Raw genomic sequence first — 25,811 nt, 5'->3', positions numbered from 1 at the left:
CGTCCGGCTGGGGCTGGACCACGGGCTCGCGCGCGCGGTCTTCCCGGCCCTGGCCACGACCACGACGGCCACCGCGACCGCGGCGTCCCGTGTCTTCGACATCGGCCACGGGCGCAGGCGCGGCAGCATCCGCCGCGTCACGCTCGACGGGCGTTTCGCGTTGGGCCTCGGGCTCTTCCAGCAGTTCGGTGCCGCCGTGCGGGCGATACACGTAGGTGCCGGATTTCTCGTCGCGATCGAAGGCGAGCAGACCGCGCTCCTGCGCCGCTTCGAGCAGATTGCCGAAGGCCCGGAAGCCGAAGTACGACTCGTTGAAATCCGGCCGGCGGCGCTTGATGGCTTCCTTGAGCATCGAGGCCCAGATCTTGCCGCCATCGCCGCGTTCGGTGGACAGCGCGTCGAAGGTCTCGACGGCCAAGTCGATGGCCTTGGCGCGGCGCGTCTCGACATCGTCCTTGCGGCGCTTGTCGTCCTCGCTGCGGCGCGCATTCTGGCCCTGGGCGGGCGCCGACTGCGGTGCCCGCTGCTCGCGACGAGCGGCCGCGCGCTGGCTCTCCCGCACGAGATCGTCGTAGAAGATGAATTCGTCGCAGTTGGTGATCAGCAGGTCCGAGGTGGACTGCTTCACGCCTACGCCGATCACCTGCTTGTTGTTCTCACGCAGCTTCGACACCAGCGGCGAGAAATCCGAGTCGCCGCTGATGATGACGAAAGTGTCGACGTGACTCTTGGTGTAGCAGAGATCGAGCGCGTCGACCACGAGCCGGATGTCGGCTGAATTCTTGCCGGACTGGCGCACGTGCGGGATGTCGATGAGCTCGAAGCTCGCCTCGTGCATCGTGGCCTTGTAGTCCTTGTACCGGCCCCAGTCGCAGTAGGCCTTCTTCACGACGATGCTGCCCTTGAGCAGCAGGCGCTCCAGCACACGCTTGATGTCGAACTTTTCGTAGTTGGCGTCACGCACACCGAGCGCGACGTTCTCGAAATCGCAGAACAGCGCCATGCTGACGCTTTCCTGGGGTATTGCCATGGAATTCTCCGTTTGCGCCGCGCGGCAGAGCCGCTCGACACCGGCCGCAGGATGCGGCCGAATCGTAAGTATCGCCGATACGGCGCTTGATCAGCGCGGCGACGCCGTATCCGCCCCGTGAAGACTCGTTCGCAACAGATGATCGCAGAAGGCCGCAACGCCGCGATTGCGCGGCATCCATCGGTGCAGCAGCCCCATCGCCGCCAGTGGATGCGCAGGCTTGTGGTCCAGGCACACGAGCGTGCCGTTGTCGATGAGACCATTCAGGAGGCTCAAGGGCCCGACCATCAAGGCATCGCTCTCGCGCAGATAATGCACGATGGCCACGAGCGAGCGCGTACTGAAGGACTGACGCGGCGGCAGACGTTGACACCCCGCGAACAGCGCCTCGAACGCCAGGTGGCTCTGGCTGTCCAGCGGCGCCGTGAGCCAGGGATAGTCCAGCATGTCTGCCGCCTGGACGTCGCGCATGCCCGCCAGCGGATGCCCGCACGCGCCTGCCACCACATAATGATCCGCGAGCAGCGGCTGGAACTGCGAATCCGGTGCGATCATGCCGGGCTCGCGCACCACGAGCACGTCGAGCTCGCCGTCGGCATAGCGCGCCAGCAACACCGGCAAGGCATCTTCGAGCAATTCCAGATGCACCTGCGGCTGGCTGTCGAAGAACGCCGGCAATGCCGGGTTGAGCAGACCGGTCACGCCAGCGGTGATGGCACCCACACGCACCGTGCCGTCCATGCCGGCACCCACCGCGGCGAGCGATTCCGCGCACCCGGTGACCAGGTGCAGCATGCGGCGCAGTAACGGGAGCACATCGGCACCCGCAAACGTGAGCCGCATCCCGCGCGCATGCCGCTCGAACAAGGCCACGCCGGCCACCCGCTCCACTTCAGCAATCATCTTCGTGGCTGCCGACTGCGTGAGCCCGGCTGCCGCCGCGGCGTGATGCACGCTGCCGAGTTCAGCCACCAGCACGATCACCTGCAGCTGCCGTAGCCGCGTGCGGGCGAGCAGACGGTTGTAGAGAGTCGCCGCCGGCGTGCGCGTGTGCAATTCGGCACGCTCACTGAGATTCATGATTGGAATAGGTCAGCCAAATATTTCACTATTCGATCATACCTTTTGGGCGCTCAATACGATCTTTCCTGCCCGACCTTCCGCCGGAGTCCCGTCCCATGTTCACCTCTCTTCGCCGCGCCGCGGTGCTGGCCGTCGCTCTCGGCGCCGGCCTGGGTCTCACGCCCGCTGCCCAGGCTGCTCAGGCCGCCTTTCCCGAGCGGCCCATCACGATCGTGGTGCCATTCCCGGCGGGCGGCTCGATCGATGCCCTGCTGCGCGGCCTGTCGCCCGCGATTGGCGCGAAGCTCGGACAGAACGTCCTCATCGAGAACGCCGGTGGTGCGGGTGGGGCCATCGGAGCAGCCAAGGTCGCCCAAGCCACGCCGGACGGCTACACGCTGCTGGCAGGCAGCATCAACGACATCGTGATGCAGCCCACGCTCAACACCGGCCTGCGTTACCGCACGAGCGACCTGGAGCCCATCACCCTGGTGGCGATCTCGCCGGTCGTCCTGGTGGCGCGCCCAGGCCTGCCGGCGAACACCTTCGACGAGCTGGTCGACGCACTGCGCAAGGCCCCGGACAGCCTGAGCTATGGCAGCCCGGGCCACGGCACCTTCCAGCACGTCATCGTCGAGGAACTGCAGCGGCGCACCGACACCAAGATGCTGCACGTGCCCTACAAAGGCGCGGCACCCCTCATCAACGACTTGCTCGGCGGCCAGATCGACATCGCGGTGATGGCCCCGCCCACCGCCCTGCCCCACGTGCAGCAGGGCCGCCTCAAATCGCTGGGCGTGGTGAGCAGCAAGCGCATGACGGAATATCCCGACATGCCGACCGTCAACGAAGGCAAGTCCGTCAAGGACTTCGACATGCCGGGCTGGATCGGCATCCTCGCGCCGCAGGGCGTCCCGCAGGAGCGTCTGGACCGCGTGCGCGACGCCTTCGCGCAAGTGCTCGCCAGCGACGAAGCCCGCAAGCGCGTGCTGTCCATGGGCATGGAGACCGTGACGACCCCCGATCGCGCGAGCTTTGCCGAGCGCATCGACACCGATGTCGCCGGCCTGCGCGCCCTCAACCTGCAACTGCAACCCTAGGACTGGCATGACGACCTCGACGCCCACTTCCGCCATCCTCGGCGCCATCGCCGCGGACCCTCGCTTCGTGGAGATCCGGCGCGACATCCACGCCCACCCCGAGATCGCATTCGAGGAACACCGCACGGCCGCCCGCGTGGCCGAGGAGCTGCGCGCCTGGGGCTGGACGGTGACGACCGGCATCGGCGGCACGGGCGTCGTCGGCACCCTCTCCAAGGGGGCCGGCACGCGCAGCATCGGCCTGCGCGCCGACATGGACGCGCTCGCGATGGACGAGGTCAACACCTTCGCGCATCGTTCCCGGCATGCCGGGCGGATGCACGCGTGCGGACACGATGGCCATACGGCCATCCTGCTGGCTGCGGCATGGTATCTCTCGCACCACGCCGAGTTCGACGGCACCATCCACTGCATCTTCCAGCCTGCCGAGGAAGGCGGCCAGGCGGGTGCACGCGCCATGATCGAGGACGGCCTTTTCACCCGCTTCCCCTGCGATGCGGTGTTCGGTCTGCACAACTGGCCGGATCTGCCCGCTGGCGAGTTCGGCGTGCGCGCCGGGCCCTTCATGGGCTCATCCAACCGCTTTCGCATCGACGTCACCGGCAAGGGCGCGCACGCATCGCAGCCCGAACTGAGCATCGATCCGCTCGTGTGCGCAAGCCACATCCTGCTCGCGCTGCAATCGGTGATCTCGCGTAACCGCGAGCCGCAGGACGCCGCCGTGCTGTCCGTCACACAGATCCATGGCGGCGCGGCAGTCAACGTGATCCCGGAGCAGGCCTGGCTGGGCGGCACCGTGCGCACCCACGAGGCTGGCACGCTGGACATGATCGAGCGCCGCATGAACGAGATCGTCGCGGGCGCGGGCGCCACCTTCGGCTGCGAGGCCACGCTCACCTTCGAGCGTTGCTATCCGTGTCTGGTCAACGACCCGGGTCAGACGGCGTTCGCGTTGGACGTGCTGCGCGACACCGTGGGCGAGGCGCGTGTGCACGGGAACATCGCGCGCCTGATGGGCTCGGAGGATTTCTCCTTCATGCTGGAGGCCAGGCCTGGCTGCTACGTGATGCTGGGTATCGGCGACGGCACGCACCGGGCCTCCGGCCACGGCGCGGGCCCCTGCCTGCTGCACAACCCGTCCTACGACTTCAACGATGCCGTGATCCCGGACGGTGCCGCGTACTTCGTGCAGCTCGCCCAGCGCTTTCTTGCGCAGCCCTGAGCGCAGTTCGGGGCGCACCGTCCGTCCGCGGGATGGCGGTGCGCCCCTGTGCGAACCTGGCCGCTCAGCCTTGCTCCAGGCGCGCCAACGACGCCTTCGCCATCTTGGCGACCTTGCCGTTCGTATCCTTCAACGATGCCGCCTTCAAGGCCGGCCTGGCCAGCGCGATGGCGTCGTCGCCCAGATACGGCTCGCCCAGCACGATGGCGGCGTGCCAGCGCACGGGCGCGTGGGGAGATTGCAGGCCGCGCAGGGCTTCGGCCACCTCGCCCGGCGTGATTTCGCAAGTGCCCGTGCCGGGCTTCATGGCCTCGCCCACGGGCTTCAACGCTGCCGGATGCGACTGCAGCAGGCGCTCCAGTGGGCGGTAGTCTAGCGGTGCCGGCTGCGCGGCGCGGTCGCGAAAGCCTGAGAAAGGCGCGGTGCAGCCCTGAATGACGAATGGCAGCAGCGCCGCATCATCCGCCTGAGACAACAGCCAGTCGTGATCGCGCAGATGGCCGAGCGCGCTGGCTGCCCAGTTGCGCGCGTCTTCGGGATAGGCCGTGTCCAGCATCGCCTTGCGCAACGCGGCCAGCACCTCGTCGCTCGCGCAGCCCGACAGACCGAGCACCAACGCGGCGTCCCAGGCCTTCTCGGGGTCAGCCAGGCGAGTGATCATCAGAGGGGCGGCGGCTTCACCGTGGGCAATCAGCCAGCGCTCGGCCTCTTCCCCATCGATGGTTTCCGAATCGTCACTGTCCAGGCGACCGGCGTAGTACGCGGCTTGCTCTGCCAAGGGCAGACCAGCCAGCCGCGTGCGCAGTGCGGCCGCCTCGGCCTGCTCGGGAAAGTGGTGCTTGAAGAGCTCGGGGCTCATGCTGGCGCCGGCCAGCTCCGCGCCGCCGTCGTCATCGCTGAAGATCACGACGAAGTCGTCGCGCACCTTGGGGTGCCTGGCGAATCGCTCGTGTACCTGCCGAGCCGCCGCCGTCACCGTCTGCAGGAAGCGCTGCTCCACCGCCTGCCATTGCGCCCGCGTCTTCGTGGCGATGGCGGCCTTGTTCAGCGCATCATTGAGTGCCTGCAGCGCGTCGTCGTCCGTCAGCGTGTCGTCCCAGCGCCAGTCCACCGGGCGCCACTTCACGGTCCAGAAACCCGGCTTCTCCCAATCCTCGGGATGGTCCGCCCGCAAGGCCTCGAGCGTGTTCGCCGCGAAGCTTGGCAGATCGATCACGCCGGCTTCCTCGCGGTAACTGCTGTGAAATGCGGCGGCGTAGAGCGGATGCCGGCTCTTGGCGAGCACGTCATCCAGGAACGCGCTGGCCACGTCGACCAGGCGCGTTTCCAAGGTCTGCCAATCCATGTCGTGTCCAGGAAAGAGAGGAGCCCGACATTGTAGAAGGCAGGGATCAGTACGTCTCCAGGTGCAGACGACCTTCGCGCTTGAGCGATTCGCCCAGGCTGTGCCAATCCAGGCCGGCATCGCGCGCCACGTCACGCAAGGCGATCAGCACGCCCTCTTCCATGCTCTTCAGGCCGCACACATAGAAGTGCGTGTGCTCGTCCTTCAACATCTCCACAAGATCCACGGCGCGCTCGCGCATCAGATCCTGCACGTAGCGCTTGGGCTGGCCCGGCGTGCGCGAGAAAGCGAGATTGATGTCGATGAAATCCTTCGGCAGCTTCGAAAGCGGACCAAAGTACGGCAGCTCTTCCTTGGTGCGGGCACCGAAGAACAGCATGAGCTTGCCGCCCTCGAACTTGCCGCTCGCCCGCAGGCGGCGACGCCACTCCGTCATGCCGCGCATGGGCGCGCTACCCGTGCCCGTGCAGATCATCACGATGTTGGACTTCGGATGATTCGGCATCAGGAAGGAATTGCCGAAGGGCCCGACCACCTGGACGGTGTCACCCACCTTCAGATTGCAGAGGTAGTTCGAACAGACGCCATCGACGGGGTTGTCGTCGTGGTTGGCCTTGACCCGCTTCACGGTGAGCGACAGGTTGTTGTAGCCTGGCCGCTCGCCATTGCGCGGGCTGGCGATCGAGTACTGCCGCGCATGATGCGCTTTTCCACGCGCATCCACGCCTGGCGGCACGATAGCTACCGACTGACCCTCCAGCACCGGGAACGGCAGCTTGCCGAAATCCAGCACGATGTGGTGCGTTTCGTTCTCGGTGCCCGGCTCGTTGACCTGGTAGTTGCCGACCACGGTGGCCGTGGTGGGCGATTTCGGGCCGTAGAGATTCGTGTAAGCATGCGCGGCGGACCATGGCGGCACTGTCGAGCCATAGGTGGCCGCATCCAGGCGCGGCTCCTCGGTCAGCGAGCTCGCGGCGGCCGCTTCCACGGCTTCCTCGGCCATGACCTGAGCGGCATCCACATCCGCGCCGGCCACACCCTCGGCCGCCAGCTGCTCCGGGGTGAGTTCCGGAGGCAGCTCGTCCCAGGTCAGCTGTTCCTCGACGGGATAGGCCAGGGCCTTGGGCACGATGCGCCAATTGTCGATGGCTCCCGTGGGGCACGGCGGCACACAGGCCATGCACCCGTTACAGACGTCAGCCTTGACGACGTAGTTGCGATCATCGTGCGTGACCGCGTCGATCGGGCAGACCGATTCGCAGGTATTGCAGCGAATGCAGATCTCCGGGTCGATCACGTGCTGCTTGATGGTGCCCATTGGCGTCGACATGTCCATGACGTTCCCTCCGGGGCCCGCGTGCGCGGGCCCTTGGCTTCTCAGTTGAAGCGAATGTATTCGAAATCCACCGGCTGGCGGTTGATCCCCATGACGGGGGGCGCGATCCAGTTGGCGAACTTGCCCGGCTCCACCACGCGGCCCATCAGCGAGGCGACGAAAGCGCGGTCCTCGTCCGTGGCGAGCCAGGTGTCCTTGTGGGCCTTCCATTGCTCTTCGGAGATCACCGTGCCGTCCGGCGCGACGCGCACGCCCGACAGCGTCCCGATCTGGCGGTTGAACGCCTTGTGCGGCACCGACAGCTTGAACGGAATGCCGGCCTTCTCGATGACGCGGTTCCAGCGCTGCACGCCCGAGACCGAATCCTTGATGTAGTCATCGCGCAGCACTTCGTTCAGCGCGTTGAGCATCGGGACTTCCTTCTCCACGAGCTTGCCGTTGCGCACTTCCAGCACCTTGTACGCGTCGGACTTCAGGCGGTGATCGTCCACGCGCTTGCCTTCTTCGTAGCGACCTTTCAGGCCCGAGCTGTAGAAGATGGCGGCGTTGGAGGACTCGTCCGCACCGAAGAGGTCGATCGTGACGCTGTAGTGGAAGTTCAGGTAGCGCTGGATCGTGGGCAGATCGATCACACCAGCCGAACGCAGCGTCTCCGGATTGTCCGTCTTCAGCTGGTTCATGACGTCACACGTACGCTGGATCACGCGCGACACGCCGGACTCACCCACGAACATGTGGTGCGCTTCTTCGGTCAGCATGAACTTGGTCGTGCGGGCGAGCGGATCGAAGCCGGACTCGGCCAGCGCGCTCAACTGGAATTTGCCGTCGCGGTCCGTGAAGTACGTGAACATGAAGAAGGCCAGCCAGTCCGGCGTCTTCTCGTTGAACGCACCCAGGATGCGCGGATTGTCCTCGTCACCGGAACGGCGCTCGAGCAGGGCCTCGGCTTCCTCGCGGCCATCACGGCCGAAGTAGCGATGCAGCAGATAGACCATGGCCCACAGGTGACGGCCTTCTTCCACGTTCACCTGGAAGAGGTTACGCAGGTCATACATGGAGGGCGCGGTCAGGCCCAGGTGGCGCTGCTGCTCGACGGACGCAGGCTCTGTATCGCCCTGGGTCACGATGATGCGGCGCAGGTTGGCCCGGTGCTCGCCGGGGATGTCCTGCCAGGCGGCTTCGCCCTGGTGATCACCGAAGTGGATCTTGCGACCTTCTTCCTTGGGGTTCAGGAAGATGCCCCAGCGGTAGTCCGGCATCTTCACGTGGCCGAACTGCGCCCAGCCCTGCGGATCCACGCTGATCGCGGTGCGGAGATAGACGTCGAAATTGTTGGAACCTTCCGGGCCCACGTCGCCCCACCAGCTGAGAAAGTTGGGCTGCCACTGTTCGAGCGCGCGCTGCAGCGTGCGGTCTTCGGCGAGGTTGACGTTGTTGGGGATCTTTTCGCTGTAATTGATGCTGGACATGGTCGTCCTCCGCTATCGATACATCATTGATGAGGTATGCACGGCGGCGCTCGAGCGCCGCCGGAGAATCACACGCGGTTCCAGTCGAAGCCGGCTTTCTCGCCCTTGCCGTAGACCTTGAGCGCGCCCTTCTCGCCCACCGCGTTCGGGCGTTGGAAGATCCAGTTCTGCCAGGCAGTGAGGCGCCCGAAGATCCGGGTTTCCATGGTTTCCTTGGAAGCAAAGCGCAGGTTGGCTTCCAGGCCAGTGAGCGAATCCGGCGACATCGCGGCACGCTCTTCGATGGCCAGACGGATCTCGTCGGCCCAGTCGATATCGTCCAATGCCGCGGTCACGAGGCCCAGCTTGGCCGCCGCGTCGCCATCCAGCGGCTCGCCGATGGCAGCGCGGGCAGCGTCCAGGGGCGCGGCTTCTTCGTAGAAGCGACGAGCCAGACGCGACTGGCCGTTGGCCATCGGATAGGCACCGAAGTTCGCTTCAGCCAGCGCCAGCTGCGGCTGCGTTTCGGGCGAATCCGGCAGGATGGCCATGTAAGCGCGATCGGCGGCAAAGGCCAGCTCGGCCAGCGTACCGGCAAAGCAAGAGCCGGGCTCGATCAGCGCGAAGAGCGTGCGCGAGGACACGTCCAGGCGCGACAGTGTGCGACGCAGCAGACCCGAGGTCTCACGCACCAGCCAGTGGTTGGCATGCTCGCGCAGCGTGGCGTCCACGGCCAGCACGGCCTGCGGATCCCCTTGCGTCGTCAGCAGCCAGGTGCCGATCTCCGGTTCGTTGGTGCGCATCTCAAGGATGGCGTCATCGAGCTCACGCGCCATCTGCAGCGGCCACCAGGCCGCGCCTGCGGCTTCGATACCGGCGATATCGGTGGGCTGCTGACCCTGCGGCGCCTTGACGATGAAACGCGCGGTGCGTTGCGCGCGGTCGATCACGACCTCGACGAAGGGATAACGCAGTGCGTCGGCTTCGATGGTGCGCGCCACGGGCGGCAGCTGCACGCCCTTGCCGTCGGCCGGGCGATCGCTCTTGGCCGCGTGGGCTTCAGCGCGCTCCTGCACCGTTTGCTGGAACTGCGCGGGCTTGACGGCCACGTCCACCAGGCGCCAGTCCACGGCACGCTGGCCACGCACACCTTCGGTGGTCGTGCAGAAGATGTCCGCGAGGTCGTGACGCACGTGACGCTTGTCCGTGACGCGGGTCAGGCCGCCCGTCCCGGGCAGCACGCCCAGCAGCGGCACTTCCGGCAGCGACACGGCCGAGGAGCGATCGTCCACCAGCACGATGTCGTCGCAGGCCAGCGCGAGCTCATAGCCGCCACCGGCGCAAGCGCCGTTCAGCGCCGCCACGAACTTCAAGCCGCTGTGGCGGCTGGAATCTTCGATGCCGTTACGGGTTTCGTTGGTGAACTTGCAGAAGTTGACCTTCCAGGCATGCGAGGAGAGGCCCAGCATGAAGATGTTGGCGCCCGAACAGAAGATCCGGTCCTTGCCGCTCGTCATGACGACCGTGCGCACTTCCGGGTGCTCGAAGCGCACACGATTCAGCGCATCGTGCAGTTCGATGTCCACGCCCAGATCGTACGAATTGAGCTTGAGCTTGTAGCCGGGGCGCAGGCCACCGTCTTCGGCCACGTCCATCGTCAAGGTCGCCACCGGACCGTTGAAGGCGAGCTTCCAGTGCTTGTAGCGGGAGGGGTCGGTCTGGTAATCGACGCGGTCTTGAGTATCGGTCATGGGTGTCGGGCTCCTGGTTGGCCGAACATGAATCGTAATGCATGCTGCGGTGGATTAAGTGAACGATACTGCATGCAGGATAGTGCGTCAAGGTTGGGTAGTTGGGAATTACCCTATGCACTGGGTGTAAGGCGGGGGGTACTCGCACCTTGCAGCGATGACATCTGTGTTTTTAAGTACGGCCTCACGCAGGGTCGCGGCCGTGGGGCCGGTCGTGCGGCCGGGCCTGGACGGCCCGGCTACCCTCTCGCTCCGGGTATCAGGACGGGCGGATGGCGAACTCGGAGGGTGGACAGTCCACTGGACTGTCCACACCCGCCTCCTCAAACATCGCCATCCTTGCCTCCCGTCCTGACACCCTGCGCTCGGCGCACTCCGACGGCCCCACGGCCGCGACCCTGCACGAGGCCTCCGTCGATGAAAGGCGAGAGATCGTTCCGGCCTACAACATGAAATTTGGGGACAAGAAACAGAGGCTGGGATCCGCACTGAAAGCGCCGTCGGGGCGGGTGCGCTGGGCGGGGCCGTTGGAGCGCGCCGAGCGCAGGGTGTCGTGACGGGAGGCAAGGGCGGCGATGTCTGAGGAGGCGGGTGTGGACAGTCCGGGGGACTGTCCACCCTCCGAGTTCGCCGACCGCCCGGCCAGACCCTGACCGCGAAGGGAAGCCGGGCCGTGAAGGCCCGGCCGCGCGACCGGCCCCGTCCCCGACCGCCGCGCCAGCGGCGCCTCAAGAACTCAAACGCCTCCCCTCACACCTTGAGGAAATGCTCCCGGTAATACTTCAACTCCTCGATGGAGTCGTAGATGTCCGACAGCGCCTCGTGCTTGGACTGCTTCGTGAAGTTCTTGTAGATCTCCGGCTTCCAGCGCCGACACAGTTCCTTCAGCGTGCTCACGTCCAGGTTCCGGTAGTGGAAGAAGGCTTCGAGCTGCGGCATGTACTTCACCATGAAGCGCCGATCCTGGCCGATCGTGTTGCCGCACAGCGGTGACTTGCCTGCTGGCACGTACTGGCGCAGGAAGTCCACCAGCTGCGCCTCGGCGTCGGCCTCGGACACGGTAGACGCGCGGACCTTCTCGATCAGGCCGCTCTTGGCGTGCGTGGACTTGTTCCAGTTGTCCATGGCGTCGAGCAGCGCGTCGGACTGGTGCACGACGAGCACAGGGCCTTCGGCCACCGTTTCCAGCTGCGGGTTGGTGACCACGACGGCGACTTCGATGATGCGTTCGCGCTCCGGGTCCAGACCGGTCATTTCCATGTCCAGCCACACCAGATGGTTTTCGTTGAGGACCATATAATCGAACTCCGGACGTGCGGGTGAAAGCGCGGATTTTCGCACACCGCCGCCGGTTTCCCAGTCGAGCGTTCATGGCATTCACTTTGTTGTTCGTCGCTGTCCTGACGGTAGGCGTGCTGGTGCGCCTGTGGCTGTCCTCGCGACAGATCCGCCACGTGGCCCAGCACCGCGACGCCGTCCCCGACGTCTTCGCCCACCGCATCAGCCTGCGCAGCCATCAGCGCGCGGCTGACTACACCGTGGCCCGTGCCCGCCTGGGCATGATCGAGACGGTCGTGGACGCCGCCGTGCTGATCGGTCTCACCCTCATGGGCGGGCTGCAGTGGCTGTCCGTGGCCAGTGCCGGCCTGCCCGGCGGCGCACTCGTGCAGCAGATCGTCCTGGTCGCTGCCGTCGTGATCGTGCTGGGCCTCGTCGGACTGCCTTTCACGCTGTATCGCCAGTTCGGCCTGGAGGCGCGCTTCGGTTTCAATCGCATGACGCCCAGGCTGTTCGTGGCGGACATGGTCAAGGGCATCGTCGTGGGCGCGGTGCTCGGCTTGCCGCTGGTGGCGGTGATCCTCTGGCTCATGCAGAGCGCGGGCGAGCTGTGGTGGCTGTGGGCGTGGGCCGTGTGGGCGCTCTTCAACCTGGCGGTGCTCTGGCTCTTTCCCACGGTGATCGCCCCCCTCTTCAACAAGTTCACCCCGCTCGCGGATGCGGATCTGGCCGAGCGTATCGGCGCGCTCGCCCGTCGCTGCGGCTTTGCGCTGGACGGGCTCTTCGTGATGGATGGCTCCAAGCGCTCGGCGCATGGCAACGCGTACTTCACGGGCTTTGGCAAGGCCAAGCGCATCGTCTTCTTCGACACGCTGCTCTCGCGCCTGAACGGCGACGAGATCGAGGCGGTACTCGCCCACGAGCTGGGGCACTTCAAGCACAAGCACATCGTGCGTCGCATCGTGGTGAGCTTTGCGGTATCGCTCGGCTTTCTGGCGCTGCTCGGCTGGCTGGTGCAACGCCCGTGGTTCTACACGGGCCTGGGTGTCGAGCCCAGCCTCTCTGGCCCGAACCACGCCATTGCACTCATTCTCTTCTTCCTGGTGATGCCGGTCTTCACCTTCCTCTTCACGCCATTCTCGAGCTGGTTCTCCCGACGCGACGAATTCGAGGCGGACCGCTTCGCGGCGAGCCAGACGGATCCTGCGCGCCTGGTGTCGGCGCTCGTCAAGCTCTATGACGACAACGCAGCCACGCTCACGCCGGATCCCAGGCACTCGGCGTTCTACGACAGCCACCCACCCGCGGCCATCCGCATCGGCCGCCTCGCCGCGATCGCGTCATGAGCCGGTCACGCCCGGCACCGGCCGCCGCGGCCGGCACGCTCACGGGACTGGTGGTATCGGCCCACGGACGACACTACAGCGTGCAGCTGCCGGACGGCAGCACGCGGCAGTGCTATCCACGCGGCAAGCGGGCTCAGGCTACCGTGGGTGACCAGGTCACCGTGAGCCTGCAAGGCGCTGCCGAGGGCGCGATCGAGGCGATCCTGCCGCGGCGCAACCTCCTCTTTCGCAGCGATCAGCAGCGCAGCAAGCAGTTTGCGGCCAACGTCGATCGGCTGTTGCTGGTCGTCGCCACCGAGCCTGACTTTTCGCTGGATCTCGCCGGGCGCGCCCTGGTGGCTGCGACGAGTGCAGGGATTCCGACCACCATCCTGCTCAACAAGGCGGATCGCACCGAGCTGCTGCCCCGTGCGCGACTGCGCGCGGCGAGCCTGGCCGGGGCCGGCGCGGACATCCTGGAACTGTCGGCGCGAGACCCGGAGACACCCGAGCGCCTGGCGCCGCTGCTGGCCGGCCAGACGAGCCTGCTGCTGGGCCAGAGCGCCATGGGCAAATCCACGCTGCTCAACGCGCTGGTCCCGGGCGCGGACGCCGCCACGCGCGAGCACTCGGTGGCGCTGGGCGCGGGGCGGCACACCACCACGAGCACGCGGCTGTATCATCTGCCGCAGGCGCTCGAGCGCGATGGCGCACCCGCCTACCTGATCGATTCCCCGGGTTTCCAGGGCTTTGGTCTGCAACACCTTTCCCGCGAGGAGGTGGCGCGCGGCTTTGCCGAATTCGCCCCCTTCGCGGGCGAGTGCCGCTTCTACAACTGCACCCACGAACACGAGCCCGGCTGCGCCATCCTCGCCGCCGTCGCCGCCGGGGAGATCCCTGCCGAGCGGCACGCCCTGTATCTGCGGATCGTGCAGGAGAACCTGGCGGGCGAGCGCTACTGATCGCCCGCCACTGCAGCCGGCCAGTCCGCCGGCAGCCTCAGCCCGCGCCGGACGCGGGCAAAGACAGACAATCACGGAGAACATCATGCGCGACGTATACGTAGTGGCCGGCAGCCGCACCGCGGTCGGGGATTTCGGCGGCAGCCTGAAGGATTTGTCGCCCACCCAGCTGGGCGCGCTCGTCGTGAAGGAAACGCTGGCGCGCGCCGGCGTCACCGGTGACGAGGTACAGCACGTCGTCTTCGGCAACGTCATCCAGACCGAACCGCGCGACATGTACCTCGCCCGCGTGGCGGCGCTCGAGGCCGGCGTCACCAAGGACGCACCCGCGATGACGGTGAACCGCCTGTGCGGCTCGGGCCTGCAGGCCATCGTCTCGGCCGCGCAGGCGATCCGACTGGGCGATGCGGACATCGCCGTGGGCGGGGGCGCCGAGAGCATGAGCCGCGCCCCCTATGTGTCGCTCAACACCCGCTGGGGTGCGCGCATGGGCGACGCCAAGCTCACGGACATGATGCTGGGCGCCCTGCACGACCCCTTCCATGCCATCCACATGGGCGTGACGGCCGAGAACGTGGCGCGCGAATTCGGCATCAGTCGCGACGACCAGGATCAACTGGCCCTCATCTCGCACCAGCGCGCGGCAGCCGCCCAGGCCGCCGGCCACTTCGCCTCGCAGATCGTGCCGGTCACGTTGAAGAGCCGCAAGGGCGAGACGATCTTCGACACGGACGAACACGTGCGTGCCGACATCTCGCTCGAGGCCCTGGCCAAGCTCAAGCCGGCATTCGCCAAGGAGAACGGCACGGTCACGGCCGGCAACGCCTCGGGGCTCAACGATGGGGCGGCGGCCGTGCTGCTGATGGACGGCCAGACGGCCGAGAAGCGCGGCGCCAAGCCGCTCGCGCGCCTGGTCGCCTACGCCCACGCGGGCGTTGAGCCCACGCTGATGGGCATCGGTCCGGTGCCGGCGACCCGCAAGGTGCTGGAGAAGGCCGGCCTGCGGGCGTCCGACCTGGACGTGATCGAAGCCAACGAAGCCTTCGCCGCCCAGGCATGCGCAGTGACGAAGGAACTGGGCCTGGACCCGGCCAAGGTCAATCCGAACGGCAGCGGCATCTCGATCGGCCACCCGATCGGCGCCACGGGCACCGTCATCACCGTGAAGGCCTTGTACGAGCTACAGCGCATCCAGGGCCGCTACGCGCTGGTCACGATGTGCATCGGTGGCGGCCAGGGCATCGCGGCGATCTTCGAGCGCGTCTGAGCCTGGAGACGCCGGATTCGCCGGCCACGCCCCGCTGCGTGTGATGCCGGCGGGCCCGGTTGCCGTGAACGCCAGCCAGCCGGGAAACGCCAACGGGCCGCGCAAGCGGCCCGTTGTTCTTCGACGTGCCGTCAGCGCGGCGCGATCACGTGCGGCAGCGGCCCGCGGGCGGCATGCCACCCATGAGTTCCGCATCCGGCTGGCGCGTGAGCGTCACGCGCAGATTCCCGGGGCGATCGTCCGGCGGCAACACGACCAGCGTGTTGACCGATTCGGCCAGGTAGTGGCCCAGCGAGGCGCCATTACCCAGGGTGAGCTGCAGACGGCGGCCTTCACCCGCGTCGCGGGCCCAGCAGCCTTGCAGGGCCGCTGGCTGGCTCTCGCTGCCGTCGTTGTTCAGATAGACCACGTGCCCACGGAAGGTCTCGTTCTCGAAGAGGGTGAGCGTCACGCGCTGGCCTCGGCAGCCCATGGCCACGTCGTCGCAGGGCAGGACGCCGCGAAAGGTCTGCGCGCCGTCCGGGCGGGGCAGACGCGCGAGGCCGGGAGTGCCCGCCGCCGCGGGGGCTACGCCTGCGCCCCGCTCCCAGCAGGCGTCCAGCCAGTCACGGCACAGCGCGCCGTCTGGCTGGGTGATGCCACCCGTGGCGATGCGGATCTGCGAGGGCGCCATGGTGCGGTTGGCACTGCGCTCCTGCAGGCGCTGCATCTCGGCGCGGGTCTGCGCCTCGGTGCTGTCGCGATCCGGGGCACTGTTGGGGGCGTAATGCTGGCAGCCGGCAAGCACGGCCAGTAGGGCAAGACCCGCAACATGCCTCGCGGCGGGAATGAATCGACACAGCGACGCGGGCATAGCCTCGGCTCCATAGTATTGTTCCGTCATGGAATCATACCTTGCGATACTGCAAATCCCGGCCGTGTGGCTCTGCACCGCGGCCGTGCTCGGTCTCCTGACGGGCAGCTTTCTCAATGTGGTGGTGGCGCGCCTGCCCGTGATGATGGAACGGGAGTGGCACGACGACTGCACGATCCTGCAAGGGGGCGACCCACCCGAGCGGGCCACCTTCAATCTCGCCGTCCCGCGTTCGCATTGCCCGCATTGCGGTGAAGTCCTCCAAGCCCGCGATCTGGTGCCTGTCCTGAGCTGGCTGTGGCTGCGCGCCCGCTGCCGGCATTGTCAGGCGGCCATCGCCTGGCGGTACCCGGCGCTGGAGCTCGCCACGGCCGGGCTCTTCGTGGCCTGTGCCAGCACCTTCGGCGTTGGCGTGGCGGCCATCGCCGCCATGGGCTACAGCGCGGCCCTGCTCACGCTGGCTGCGATCGATCTGGACACGATGCTTCTGCCGGATTCGCTGACCCAGCCCTTGCTTTGGGCGGGGCTCGTGCTGACCCTCACGCCCTGGGGCTGGATCAGCGTGACGGACGCCGTCGCCGGCGCCGCAGCAGGCTACGCGGCCCTCTGGGTCGTGGGCACCGCCTTTCGATTGGCCACCGGCAAGGAAGGCATGGGCCAGGGCGACATGAAGCTGCTTGCTGCCATGGGCGCGTGGCTGGGGTGGCAGAATCTGCCGGGTGTGGTCCTGGCTGCCTCGCTCGTGGGCGTGGCGGGAGGGCTGGGCATGCGCCTGGCTGGCCGGCTCGCCAAGGACGAGCCCCTGCCGTTCGGGCCGTGTCTCGCGGGCGCGGGCCTGGCCGCGCTCTTCTGGTCCGACATGATGCAATGGTGGCGCTGAGCACGCGCCGACGTCGTGCCCCTGCCCTACAATCACCGCTTTTGCGCGAGGCCTGCCATGTCTGACACGCACGTGCCGTCTTTGCCGCCCTATCGCATCGGCCTGACCGGCGGCATCGGGTCGGGCAAGAGCCGGGTCGCGGATCGTCTCGCCGAGCTCGGCGCCGCCCTCATCGACACCGACGTCATCGCCCACCAGTTGACGGCGGCGGGCGGCGACGCCATGCCGGCGCTGCGCGCCGAGTTCGGTGACGCCATTGCCGACGCACAAGGCGCGCTGGATCGCGCCGCCATGCGCGATCGGGTCTTTCGCGATCCCGCCGCCCGCGGCCGTCTCGAACGCATCCTGCATCCCATGATTGGCGCGGCGGTCGATCGCGAGGCCGCCACGGCGCGCGGCTGTTATCAGGTGTTCGTCGTGCCGCTGCTGGTGGAATCCGGGCGCTGGCGCGACCGCGTCGACCGCATCTGCGTGGTGGACTGCGATCCGGCCACGCAGATCGCCCGCGTGGGCATCCGCAGCGGCCTTGCCCCCGAGGCTGTCGAGCGCATCCTGCAGGCCCAGGCCACGCGCGAGGCGCGCCTGGCCGTGGCCGACGACGTGATCGTCAACGACGGGCTCACATCGCCTGAGCGCCTGCGCGAACACGTGGATGCGATGCATGCGACGTGGCTGGCCCTGGCGGCGCGGCGGGATCCGTCTCCCAGCCACCGCCCAGCGCCGTGAACAAGGCCACCTGCGCGCCCGCCAGCGCGCGCTGCGTCTGCAACAGGCCTTCGCGGGCCTGCAGCCACGCGCGCTGGGCGTCCAGCACCTCGGCCAACCCGACCTCACCGATCTCATAGCTCAGCCGCGCCAGTTCGTGCGCGCGGGCAGCGCGCGCCAGCGCTTCGCCGCGAGCAGTCGCCTGCTGCTGACGCCCGGCGATCTGTGCCAGCGCGGTCTCCACGTCCTGCAACGCCTCAGCCAAGGTCTGGGCCAGTGACAGATAGGCGGCATCGACGTCCGCCTGCGCGTCATCGATGGCGCTCTGGCGGCGGCCGCCGTCCAGCAACGGCCAGGCGAACATCGCCCCCACCTGCGCGAAGCTCGATACGCTCGAGAGCAGCCCACCCACCGCGAGGCCCTGCCCGCCCAATGCTGCCGACAAGGTGATGCGCGGAAAGAGATCACGGCGCGCACCCAACGCCTGGTACTCCGCCGCTTCGAGCTGCGCGAACTCGGCAAGCACGTCGGGCCGGCGCGCCAGCAGCGTCGTCGGCTGGCCCGGCGGAATCGCCCGCGTGACGACTGGCACGTCGGCGGGCTCAGCCAGACGTTGGGCGCTCCAGCCGGGGGGCGCTGCCATCAGCGTGTCCAGCGCGAACCGGGCTTCGGCCAGCGCGATGTCGAGCTCGGCCAGGTCGGCCTGAGCAGACGCTCGCTCGGCGGCTTGCGCCTCGACGTCCAGCCGCGTCACCTCGCCGATCTCGAAGCGCAATTGGCCGATGCGCTCGAGCTCGCGGGCGATCGCGACCGCGTCCTCCAGCATGGCCCGGCGCGCCTGCAACGCGCGGATCTCCACGTACGCGTTGCCGACATTGGCAGCCACCGCGAGCCGGGCGGCGCCCACCTGGGCCTCGGAGGCCGCGAGCAGACGCTCGCCCGCCTCGGCCCGGGCGCGCGTGGCGCCGAAGAGGTCGAGCTCCCAACCGGCTTGCACGGCACTGTTCCAGGTGTCGATCCGGGTGGAGCCGCTGTCGCCCAGATCCGCCAGATCCACGGCCAGCGGACCCTGCAGGCGAAGACGTTCGCTGCGTGTGAACTGCCGGCCCGCCTCGCCCCCCAGATCGAGCGTGGGATAGCGCTGAGCCCTCACCCCTCGCAACTGTGCGCGTGCCTTGGCGACGGCCACCATGGCCTGGCCAACGTCGCGATTGCGCACCTGGGCCGTCTGCACCAGCTCTGCGAGCACCGGATCCTCGAACGCCGTCCACCAGCGGGCGAGCACGGCTTCGTCCACGGGCTGGGCGACTGGCGCGCCCACGTAGGTCTCGGGCACGGCCGGGGCGTCCCGATGCTGCGGCGTACCGCAGGCCGCCAGCGTCACGAGGGCGGCGATCCCGGCCACGCGCCTGGCACAGACAAAGGTCTTCAGCATTCGTCGGCTCCGACACGGGCGAGCATCGCGTAGAACACGGGGACCGCCAAGAGAATCAACAAGGTCGCAAAGGCGAGCCCGGCCATGATGGTCACCGCCATGTTGGCGAAGAACGGATCGAAAAGAAGCGGCACCACGCCAAGGATAGTCGTGAGGGCCACCATGAGCACCGGGCGCAGCCGGCTCGCGCCAGCCGCCACGATCGCCGCCAGGCGCGGTTTGCCAGTGTCGATCTGACGATCGATCTCGTCTACCAGCACGATCGCGTTCTTGAGCAGCATGCCCGTCAAGCCGAGCAGGCCCAGGAGCGCCATGAAGCCGAAGGGCAGTCCCGAGGCAAGCAGCCCCAGGCTCACGCCGCAGATCGTCATGGGCAGCACGAGCCAGATCACGACCGGCTGGCGCCATCCCGGATACAGGAGCACGGTGATGAGGAACATGCCGAGGTAGGGCAGCAGCAACGTCTGCATGAGCGCGGCGTTCGCATCGGAGGACACCTCATGCTCGCCGCCCCATTCGAGGCGATAGCCATCGGGTAGCGGGATGGCCTCCATCAGAGGCTGGATCCGGGCCTGTGCCTGACTCGCCAGCTCGCCTGGCAGCGGCTCGCCCAGCACGGTGATGGTCGGCAGACGGTCGCGCCGATGCACGATCGCATCCTCGAAGTCGGTGACCACGGCATCGGCCACCTGGGACAGGGGCACATAGCGGTTCTGCGTGGCGCTCCACACCTGGCGCTGCAGCAGGTCCTCGGCGCCCTCCCCGCCGCGCGTGCGCAGCATGATGGGGATGAGCTCGTCGCCATCCCGGAACACCGATTGGGGTGCGCCATCCGTGGCCATCTGCAAGGCGGCACCCACGGCCTGACGGGTGACGCCGAGCTCGGCCATGCGCGTGAGCTCGAGCTGCGGGCGCAGCACCATGTCAGGCTCGCGCCAGTCATCGCGCACGGCGAGCAGGCCTGCCTCGCGGTCCAGCCGGCGCCGGGCCTCGGCAGCGATCTCGCGCAGCACGGACGGCGATTCGCCAATGAAGCGCGCCTCGATCAGCGCATCCGGATTCGGCCCGAACTGCGGCCGCGTGGCGTGCACGTAGGCATCCGGCGCCAGATCATGAAAGCGCTGGTTCAGCTCGATGGTCAGGTCGTCGAGTCGGGCATAGTCTTCGCCCTGCACGACGAAGTGCGCGAAGGCCGGGTCGGGCCGCTGCGGCGCATAGGTGAGCATGAACCGCGTCGCGCCGGCGCCCACGAAGGTCGCCACCGACGTGACCCCGTCCTGCTCGGCGAGGAAGGTCGCCATCTCGGCCGCACGCGCCTCGGTGGCGCGAATGTCCGTGCCGCGATGCAGCGTCATGTCCACGTACATGAGCGGCGTCGTCGAGGCCGGGAACATGCTCTGCGGCACCATGCCGAACAGGAAGACGCAGCCCGCCGTCAGCACGGCCAGGCCTGCGGCGAGCCAGCCACGCCGACGCAACGCGCCCTGGAGCAGCCGGCGAAAGCGCGCATACCAGGGTCCGTCGTACGGATCGGCTTCGTCGTCGGCCTCCTCGCGCTCCATGCGCCGGAAAAGATGGGACGCGAGCAGCGGTACGAGGGTCATGGCGAGGATCCAGCTCAGCAGCAGCGACGAGCAGATCACCCAGAAGAGCGAAAAGAGGAACTCGCCCGTGGTGTCCTGCGACAGCCCGATGCCGGCGAAGGCAAGAATGCCGATCAGGGTCGCGCCAAAGAGGGGCCAGAGCGTCTGGTCGAGAGTGCCCTGGCAGGCCTCGCCCATGCGCTTGCCCTGGCGCAGCCGCACGAGGATGCCATCGCAGACCACGACGGTGTTGTCGACCATCATCGTCATCGCGATGACCAGGGCACCCAGCGACACGCGCTGCAGCTCGATCCCGCCGATGAACATGAGCAGAAAGGTACCGCCCAGCGTGAAGACGAGCACGCCACCGATGACAACCCCGGCCCGCCACCCCATGGCCAGACACAACGTCACGACGACGATGGCGACCGCAATGAACATGTCCCGCACGAAGCCTGCGGTCGCCTCGGCGACGACGGTGTGCTGAGCATAGAGCGGCTGCAGTTCAACGCCGAGCGGCAAGCGCGGCAGCAGACGGTCGATCTCGGCATCGACGGCCTCGCCCACGTCCACGATGTTGGCGCCCGAGACGCCGCTCACGCCGAGGGTGAGCGCGGGCTGGCCGTCATAGCGCACGATGAGGGCGGGCTGCTCCGGATAGCCGCGCGTGACCGTGGCGAAATCGCCCAGGGCGAGGCGTTGCCCGCCAGCGCCAACGGGCAGTGCGCGCAACGCCTCCAGGGAATCGAAGGCGCCGGTCGGACTGACGCGCAGGCGCAGCGCGCCGGCCCGCACGGAACCGGACTCCACCGCGCTGTCCGCATTGGCCAGGGCCTGGGCAAGCTCATCCGGGGACAGTCGCAACGCGGCGAGCCGGGCTTCGTCGACCTCGACGACGATCTCCTCGTCGGTGGCGCCAGCGATCTCGACCTTGCTCACCCCGTCCACTGCCAAGAGGCCGCGGCGCAGTTGCTTGGCGGCTTCGCGCATCTCGGCGAGCGTGAGGCCCTCGCCCGTGAGCACGTAATACATGCCATAGACATCGCCGAAGTCGTCGTTGACCTGAGGCGGGCCGGCGCCCGGCGGCAGATCGCCCATGACGGCGTCCACGCGTCGGCGCAGCTCGTCCCAGATCTGCGTGAGTTCGTCGCCACGGAACTCGTCGCGGATGAGAACGCGCACTTCGGAGTACCCCGGCAACGAGCGCGACACCACTTCATCGGACTGTGGCAACTGCTGGATGGCGTTCTCGATCACCTCGGTGACCTGAGTCGCCACCTCGTTCGCAGAGGCGCCCGGATACTGCGTGACGACGATGGCTTCCTTGATGGTGAACTCAGGATCCTCGAGCTGTCCGATGGAGAAGAAGGCGACGGCACCGCCCACCAGACAGACGAGGGCCAGCAGCCAGGCGTGCATGCGCCGCCGCAATACGATCTCGGCAATAGGAGGCACGGCTCAGTTCCTGGTCTGCGGTTCGACTGTCTGACCCGGATGCAGGCGACCGACGCCCGCAACGACCAACGGGACATCGGCCTGGAGCTCACCCTCGACCCAGGCCTGCTCACCCTGCACACGGGTGATGCCGACATTCACCCGCTGGACCTGGTTGTCGGCGTCGAGCACCCAGACATAGGCGGATTCGTCACGATCCCGGGCGATCGCGGGCAGCGGCACGACGAAGCGTCCAACGGCTGCCGTCTCTGCGGATGGCGCCGGCAGAGGCACCTGCACGCGCACTGCCATGCCGGGCAGCAGATTGAGCGCCTGGGGCTGCGGCCCGCGCAACATCAGCGGATACGTGCGCGCTCCTTCATCGGGCTGCGTACCGTGCTCGAGGTACGCAAGCGCGAGCGTCGTGCCGGCAGCCGATGCCGGAACGCCCGTGGCGCGCAGCGACGGGCCGAGCGCCAGCCGCTGCGCTGCCCATTCGGGAAGATCGACCTGGACGTCCACCACCTCGTCCTGCTGCAGCACGAACACCGGCTCGCCGGCCGGGACGACAGCGCCCTCGGGCACCAGACGCCGAGCCACCCGCCCAGCGAAAGGCGCGGTCAAGGCCGTCTGCTCGAGCTGGCGGCGCGCCGTGGCCAACGCCACACGCGCCGACTCGAGCTGGGCCTGCACCGGGTCCAGGGCCGCCGCGGACAGTACACCGGCCTCGCGCAGGCGGCGCTTGCGCGTCGCATCGGCTTCGAGCATGCGAACCTGTGCGGCGGCATCTCGCACGTGCAGGGCGTAGTCTGTGCGGTCCAGCCGCGCCAGGACGGTGCCAGCCGGGACGCGCTCGCCCTCGGCCACCGCCATCTCCTGCAGCCGACCTGCCACCTCGAAAGCGAGTTGGCTCGCCCGCGGGCTCGCGACGCGTCCGGCCAACGTGAGCTCCCCGGCCGCAGGCTGGGCAGCCCTCACGGGCTCGACGACAACCCGGCGGACTTGAGCGCCTGGTTGTGCTGGCTCGGTATCCGCGCACCCTGCGAGCAGCAGGCTCGCTGCCACGACCATCCATGGGCCACGCCGTATGCGCATCGCGCCGTCGTGTCTGGGTCCGTCCATCCTGATCCTCCGAGTTGGCAGGCCACGCTGGAGCGGCCCTGCAGCAAAAGAAACCAAGCTGGACAGCAAGCAACATTCCCGTCTCAAGAGACACAACGCAGCGTGCCAACGTGTCGTATCCTGTTTCGGTAATCCTCGGAGTGGGTGGCTACAATCCGGCAACTGCTGATACCGACGACCGGCGTGATTGTTTACGAATATCCGTTCAATGAGCGCGTGCGCAACCTGCTCAGGCTCGAAGACCAGCTGGACCGGCTGGGCTTCTTCCTTGAGCAGGAAGACCCGCGCGCGCATCACGCGGCGCTGAGCACGCTGTTCGAGATCACCGATGCGGTGATGCGCGGCACGGGCCGCTCCGATGTGCGCTCCGAGCTCCTGCACGAGCTCGAACGGCAGCGACAATCGTTGCAGGCATTGCGGGAGCACCCGCAGGTCGAGCCCGGACTGCTCGACGCCATGCTGGATCGGTTGCAGCACGTCGTTAACAACCTGTCGAGCCAGGCCCGGCCCGCGGATTCGATGCGCCAGCACGAGTGGCTGGGCAGCCTGCGCAGCCGCCTCGTGATTCCGGGTGGCGTGTGCGAATTCGACATGCCGTCCTACTATGCCTGGCAGCAGCGCCCCGTGGCCGAGCGCCTCGCCGATCTCGAGCAGTGGTGCGCCCCGCTTGCCCCTCTTCGCGAGGCACTCTCCCTGACGCTGGAAATGCTGCGCGGCAACGGCGAGGCCGAGACCACCGTGGCGCCTGGCGGGGTGTACCAGCAGGTGCCCAATGGGAAGGCCTATCAGCTGCTGCAGGTGCGCCTGCCGGACGACACCCGCCTCTTTCCCGAGATCAGCGCCAACAAATACTCGATCTCCATCCGCTTTGCCACGCTCGAGGACGGCCAGTCCAAGCCCCAGCCCGTCACTTACGACGTGCCATTCAGAATGGTGTTGTGCACCAGTCTGTAGTCGCGTGCGCGAGATGGACGACGGGCATCGTCGACAGGCGCTGAGTCGCCCGATGCAGGGTCACCGTCGATATGGCGCTCACGCGTCTCGCCATGGAATGCCGCGACGGCCTCGCGCAGCGTCTGAGCCTGCTTGGCCAGGTGGCCCGTGGCCCCAGCAGCCTGCGCCACCTGCTCCGCATTGCTCTGCGCGACGTCATCGATGCGGTCCATCGCCGCATGCACTTCGGCAAGGCCGTGCGACTGCTGGGCTGCGCCATCGGCGAGCGCCTGCATCGAATGCGCCATCGACTCGACAGCCGTCACCACGCCCGTCATGCTGCGGTCGGCCTGCACGCCCGCCTGCGTGCCCTGGGCCACGCCCTGCTGAGCCTCGCTGATGAGACGACGCACTTCGGCGGCAGACTGTGCGCTGCGCAGGGCGAGTTCGCGCACCTCCACAGCCACCACCGCGAAACCGCGGCCATGGGCGCCGGCACGTGCTGCCTCCACCGCCGCATTCAGGGCCAGCAGATTGGTCTGCACGGCAATGTCATCGATCACCTTGACCACATCCTCGATGCGCGCCGAGCGCTCGGCGATCTGCTGGATCGTGCCGAGCAGACTGCGCATGCCAAGACCGCACGCCCGGGCGGCCTCGGCGGCCGCCTGCGCCTGGCCGCGTGCATGCTCGGCGTGATCGGCGTTCTCGCGCACGAAAATGGCGATCTCATCCATCGAGGACGTCGTCTCGCGCACGGCATCCGACTGAGCCTGGGTACGGGCCGCAAGCTCGGCATTGTCGGCCGCCAGCGCGGCCGTGTGCGTGTCGATTGCCGCCACCCCGCTGCGCACGGTGCGCACCATGTCGCGCAATTGATGCTGCATGTGGGCGAGCTGATCCTGCAGCCAGCCGATCTCGTTGCGGGCGCCGGCCGCGATCTGTCCTGACAAATCTCCGTGGGCGATGCGCCCGACGTGTGCACCCGCCGCATCCAGCGGCCGCAGCACGACACGAGCGATGAAGGCGCGGCACGACAGCGCCAGCAGCAGCGCCAGCACCAGCACGGCGGCCACGGCGCTGCGCGCCACGCCCACCGCGGCCGTCCCCTGGGCCACGGCCTGCTCACCCTGCGCCCGCAAGGCGGCCTGGAAGCGTTCGCCGGCCTCGAGGAAGACAGCACCATCCGGGCCGACACGCTCACGCTCGAGCTGGCTCGCCAGAATCCCGTTCCACCCCTGCAGGCAGCCGACCAGGGCACCAGGCCCTGGTCGATCCAGGCCGAGGTGGCCAGCGCGAGTTCTCTGAACACCGGCGGTGGGCTGTCTCCATGGTCGTTCACCAGGCTGGCGAAACGTTCGCGGGCGCGCGCGAGCAGCGCATCGGCTTCGGCCAGCGCCGCATCGCGCTCGCCATCCTGGCCGCCTTCCATGAAGACGCGGGCGTCGGTGAGGCCGACCCGTGCCCGCAGGAGCGCAGCCGTCACGTCGGCGAGCGCGTTGGCCTGCTCGATGTTGACGTGGCCGAGCGTGTCCAGCCGCTGATGGGTGGATTGCAGCAGGGCAAGCCCGCCCGCGCCGACCACTGCGAAGAGCAGCACGAAGGCCGCGAGGGTGACGGCGACGACGCGACGCACGCTCGCATTGCGCAACAATGAAACCATGCCGATCGACTCCAGGCCGGGTGGCCTATGCAACAGGCATATTTTCCCGGGCCGGCGTGGCACCTACATGACAGCGC

At 67.8% G+C, this 25,811-nt stretch carries 20 protein-coding genes and 1 pseudogene; 8 read left to right on the top strand and 13 right to left on the bottom strand.

The genetic code is table 11. The annotated features are described in order from the left end of the window. Window positions 1-1,030 (bottom strand): NYN domain-containing protein (locus IMZ29_RS18095; RefSeq protein ID WP_253207238.1); only part of this gene is annotated, 1,030 nt, incomplete at its 3' end. A 90-nt stretch (window positions 1,031-1,120) separates the two neighbouring features. After that, window positions 1,121-2,110: a LysR family transcriptional regulator gene (locus IMZ29_RS18090; RefSeq protein ID WP_216186689.1), complete on the bottom strand. Its 990-nt coding sequence runs from the start codon at window positions 2,108-2,110 to the stop codon at window positions 1,121-1,123. Between the two features lie 98 nt (window positions 2,111-2,208). Between IMZ29_RS18090 and IMZ29_RS18085 the strand changes: the two genes are divergently transcribed. Both IMZ29_RS18085 and IMZ29_RS18080 read left to right on the top strand, forming a co-directional pair. Then, entirely contained in the window at window positions 2,209-3,192 is a 984-nt protein-coding gene (locus IMZ29_RS18085; protein WP_216186687.1) for a tripartite tricarboxylate transporter substrate binding protein, read from the top strand. A 7-nt stretch (window positions 3,193-3,199) separates the two neighbouring features. Beyond that, window positions 3,200-4,414, top strand: coding sequence for a M20 aminoacylase family protein (locus tag IMZ29_RS18080; protein WP_216186685.1), 1,215 nt, complete (start codon window positions 3,200-3,202; stop codon window positions 4,412-4,414). A 64-nt stretch (window positions 4,415-4,478) separates the two neighbouring features. On the opposite strand, the gene IMZ29_RS18075 is transcribed toward IMZ29_RS18080, so the two are convergent. From IMZ29_RS18075 to orn, 5 genes are all read right to left on the bottom strand, one after another. Next, on the bottom strand, window positions 4,479-5,759 hold the full coding sequence (locus tag IMZ29_RS18075; RefSeq protein WP_216186683.1) for a DUF4303 domain-containing protein: 1,281 nt from the start codon (window positions 5,757-5,759) through the stop codon (window positions 4,479-4,481). Window positions 5,760-5,805: 46 nt separating this feature from the next. After that, a complete protein-coding gene (gene boxA / locus IMZ29_RS18070) occupies window positions 5,806-7,095 on the bottom strand; it encodes a benzoyl-CoA 2,3-epoxidase subunit BoxA (RefSeq protein WP_216186681.1) in 1,290 nt (429 codons plus the stop codon). 41 nt (window positions 7,096-7,136) lie between these two features. After that, window positions 7,137-8,564 carry a benzoyl-CoA 2,3-epoxidase subunit BoxB gene (gene boxB, locus IMZ29_RS18065; protein ID WP_216186679.1) on the bottom strand — a complete coding sequence of 476 codons (1,428 nt, stop codon included), beginning with the start codon at window positions 8,562-8,564 and terminating at the stop codon, window positions 7,137-7,139. A 68-nt stretch (window positions 8,565-8,632) separates the two neighbouring features. Next, window positions 8,633-10,294 carry a 2,3-epoxybenzoyl-CoA dihydrolase gene (gene boxC / locus IMZ29_RS18060; RefSeq protein ID WP_216186677.1) on the bottom strand — a complete coding sequence of 554 codons (1,662 nt, stop codon included), beginning with the start codon at window positions 10,292-10,294 and terminating at the stop codon, window positions 8,633-8,635. Window positions 10,295-11,044: 750 nt separating this feature from the next. After that, on the bottom strand, window positions 11,045-11,590 hold the full coding sequence (gene orn / locus IMZ29_RS18055; RefSeq protein ID WP_216186675.1) for an oligoribonuclease: 546 nt from the start codon (window positions 11,588-11,590) through the stop codon (window positions 11,045-11,047). 74 nt (window positions 11,591-11,664) lie between these two features. Between orn and IMZ29_RS18050 the strand changes: the two genes are divergently transcribed. From IMZ29_RS18050 to bktB, 3 genes are all read left to right on the top strand, one after another. After that, window positions 11,665-12,918, top strand: a complete 1,254-nt coding sequence (locus IMZ29_RS18050; protein WP_216186673.1) for a M48 family metallopeptidase — start codon at window positions 11,665-11,667, stop codon at window positions 12,916-12,918. Next, complete coding sequence (gene rsgA / locus IMZ29_RS18045) at window positions 12,915-13,859, top strand: ribosome small subunit-dependent GTPase A (RefSeq protein ID WP_216186671.1); 945 nt, start codon at window positions 12,915-12,917, stop codon at window positions 13,857-13,859. The genes IMZ29_RS18050 and rsgA overlap by 4 nt, the downstream gene beginning before the upstream one ends. 82 nt (window positions 13,860-13,941) lie before the next feature. Then, entirely contained in the window at window positions 13,942-15,126 is a 1,185-nt protein-coding gene (bktB, locus tag IMZ29_RS18040; RefSeq protein WP_216186692.1) for a beta-ketothiolase BktB, read from the top strand. Window positions 15,127-15,271: 145 nt separating this feature from the next. Here bktB and IMZ29_RS18035 read toward each other — a convergent pair whose 3' ends face one another. Further along, window positions 15,272-16,009 (bottom strand): copper resistance protein NlpE N-terminal domain-containing protein, encoded by a 738-nt coding sequence (locus IMZ29_RS18035; RefSeq protein ID WP_216186669.1) that lies wholly within the window; start codon window positions 16,007-16,009, stop codon window positions 15,272-15,274. On the opposite strand from IMZ29_RS18035, the gene IMZ29_RS18030 reads away from it, so the two are divergent. Both IMZ29_RS18030 and coaE read left to right on the top strand, forming a co-directional pair. Continuing rightward, window positions 16,008-16,859 carry a prepilin peptidase gene (locus tag IMZ29_RS18030; RefSeq protein WP_216186667.1) on the top strand — a complete coding sequence of 284 codons (852 nt, stop codon included), beginning with the start codon at window positions 16,008-16,010 and terminating at the stop codon, window positions 16,857-16,859. The two genes, IMZ29_RS18035 and IMZ29_RS18030, sit on opposite strands and share 2 nt — an antisense overlap. Window positions 16,860-16,916: 57 nt before the next feature. Continuing rightward, window positions 16,917-17,585, top strand: a complete 669-nt coding sequence (coaE, locus tag IMZ29_RS18025; RefSeq protein ID WP_216186665.1) for a dephospho-CoA kinase — start codon at window positions 16,917-16,919, stop codon at window positions 17,583-17,585. Here coaE and IMZ29_RS18020 read toward each other — a convergent pair. The 3 genes from IMZ29_RS18020 to IMZ29_RS18010 are packed head-to-tail and all read right to left on the bottom strand — an operon-like array spanning window position 17,479 to window position 23,138. Beyond that, complete coding sequence (locus IMZ29_RS18020) at window positions 17,479-18,999, bottom strand: efflux transporter outer membrane subunit (RefSeq protein ID WP_216186663.1); 1,521 nt, start codon at window positions 18,997-18,999, stop codon at window positions 17,479-17,481. The two genes, coaE and IMZ29_RS18020, sit on opposite strands and share 107 nt — an antisense overlap. Further along, entirely contained in the window at window positions 18,993-22,037 is a 3,045-nt protein-coding gene (locus IMZ29_RS18015; RefSeq protein ID WP_216186661.1) for an efflux RND transporter permease subunit, read from the bottom strand. The genes IMZ29_RS18020 and IMZ29_RS18015 overlap by 7 nt, the downstream gene beginning before the upstream one ends. A 3-nt stretch (window positions 22,038-22,040) precedes the next feature. After that, window positions 22,041-23,138, bottom strand: a complete 1,098-nt coding sequence (locus IMZ29_RS18010; protein WP_216186659.1) for an efflux RND transporter periplasmic adaptor subunit — start codon at window positions 23,136-23,138, stop codon at window positions 22,041-22,043. 183 nt (window positions 23,139-23,321) lie between these two features. Between IMZ29_RS18010 and zapD the strand changes: the two genes are divergently transcribed. Then, complete coding sequence (gene zapD / locus IMZ29_RS18005) at window positions 23,322-24,092, top strand: cell division protein ZapD (RefSeq protein ID WP_216186658.1); 771 nt, start codon at window positions 23,322-23,324, stop codon at window positions 24,090-24,092. On the opposite strand, the gene IMZ29_RS18000 is transcribed toward zapD, so the two are convergent. Beyond that, window positions 24,050-25,189 carry a methyl-accepting chemotaxis protein gene (locus tag IMZ29_RS18000; RefSeq protein WP_216186656.1) on the bottom strand — a complete coding sequence of 380 codons (1,140 nt, stop codon included), beginning with the start codon at window positions 25,187-25,189 and terminating at the stop codon, window positions 24,050-24,052. The genes zapD and IMZ29_RS18000 overlap by 43 nt on opposite strands. Window positions 25,190-25,476: 287 nt before the next feature. Then, a pseudogene (locus tag IMZ29_RS23400) lies at window positions 25,477-25,734 on the bottom strand (Tar ligand binding domain-containing protein); the annotation flags it as partial. Window positions 25,735-25,811 lie beyond the last annotated feature (77 nt).

Source organism: Verticiella alkaliphila (genome assembly GCF_018904615.1).
Taxonomy (GTDB): domain Bacteria; phylum Pseudomonadota; class Gammaproteobacteria; order Burkholderiales; family Burkholderiaceae_B; genus Verticiella; species Verticiella alkaliphila.
This window is presented reverse-complemented; position numbering and strand designations above follow the sequence as displayed.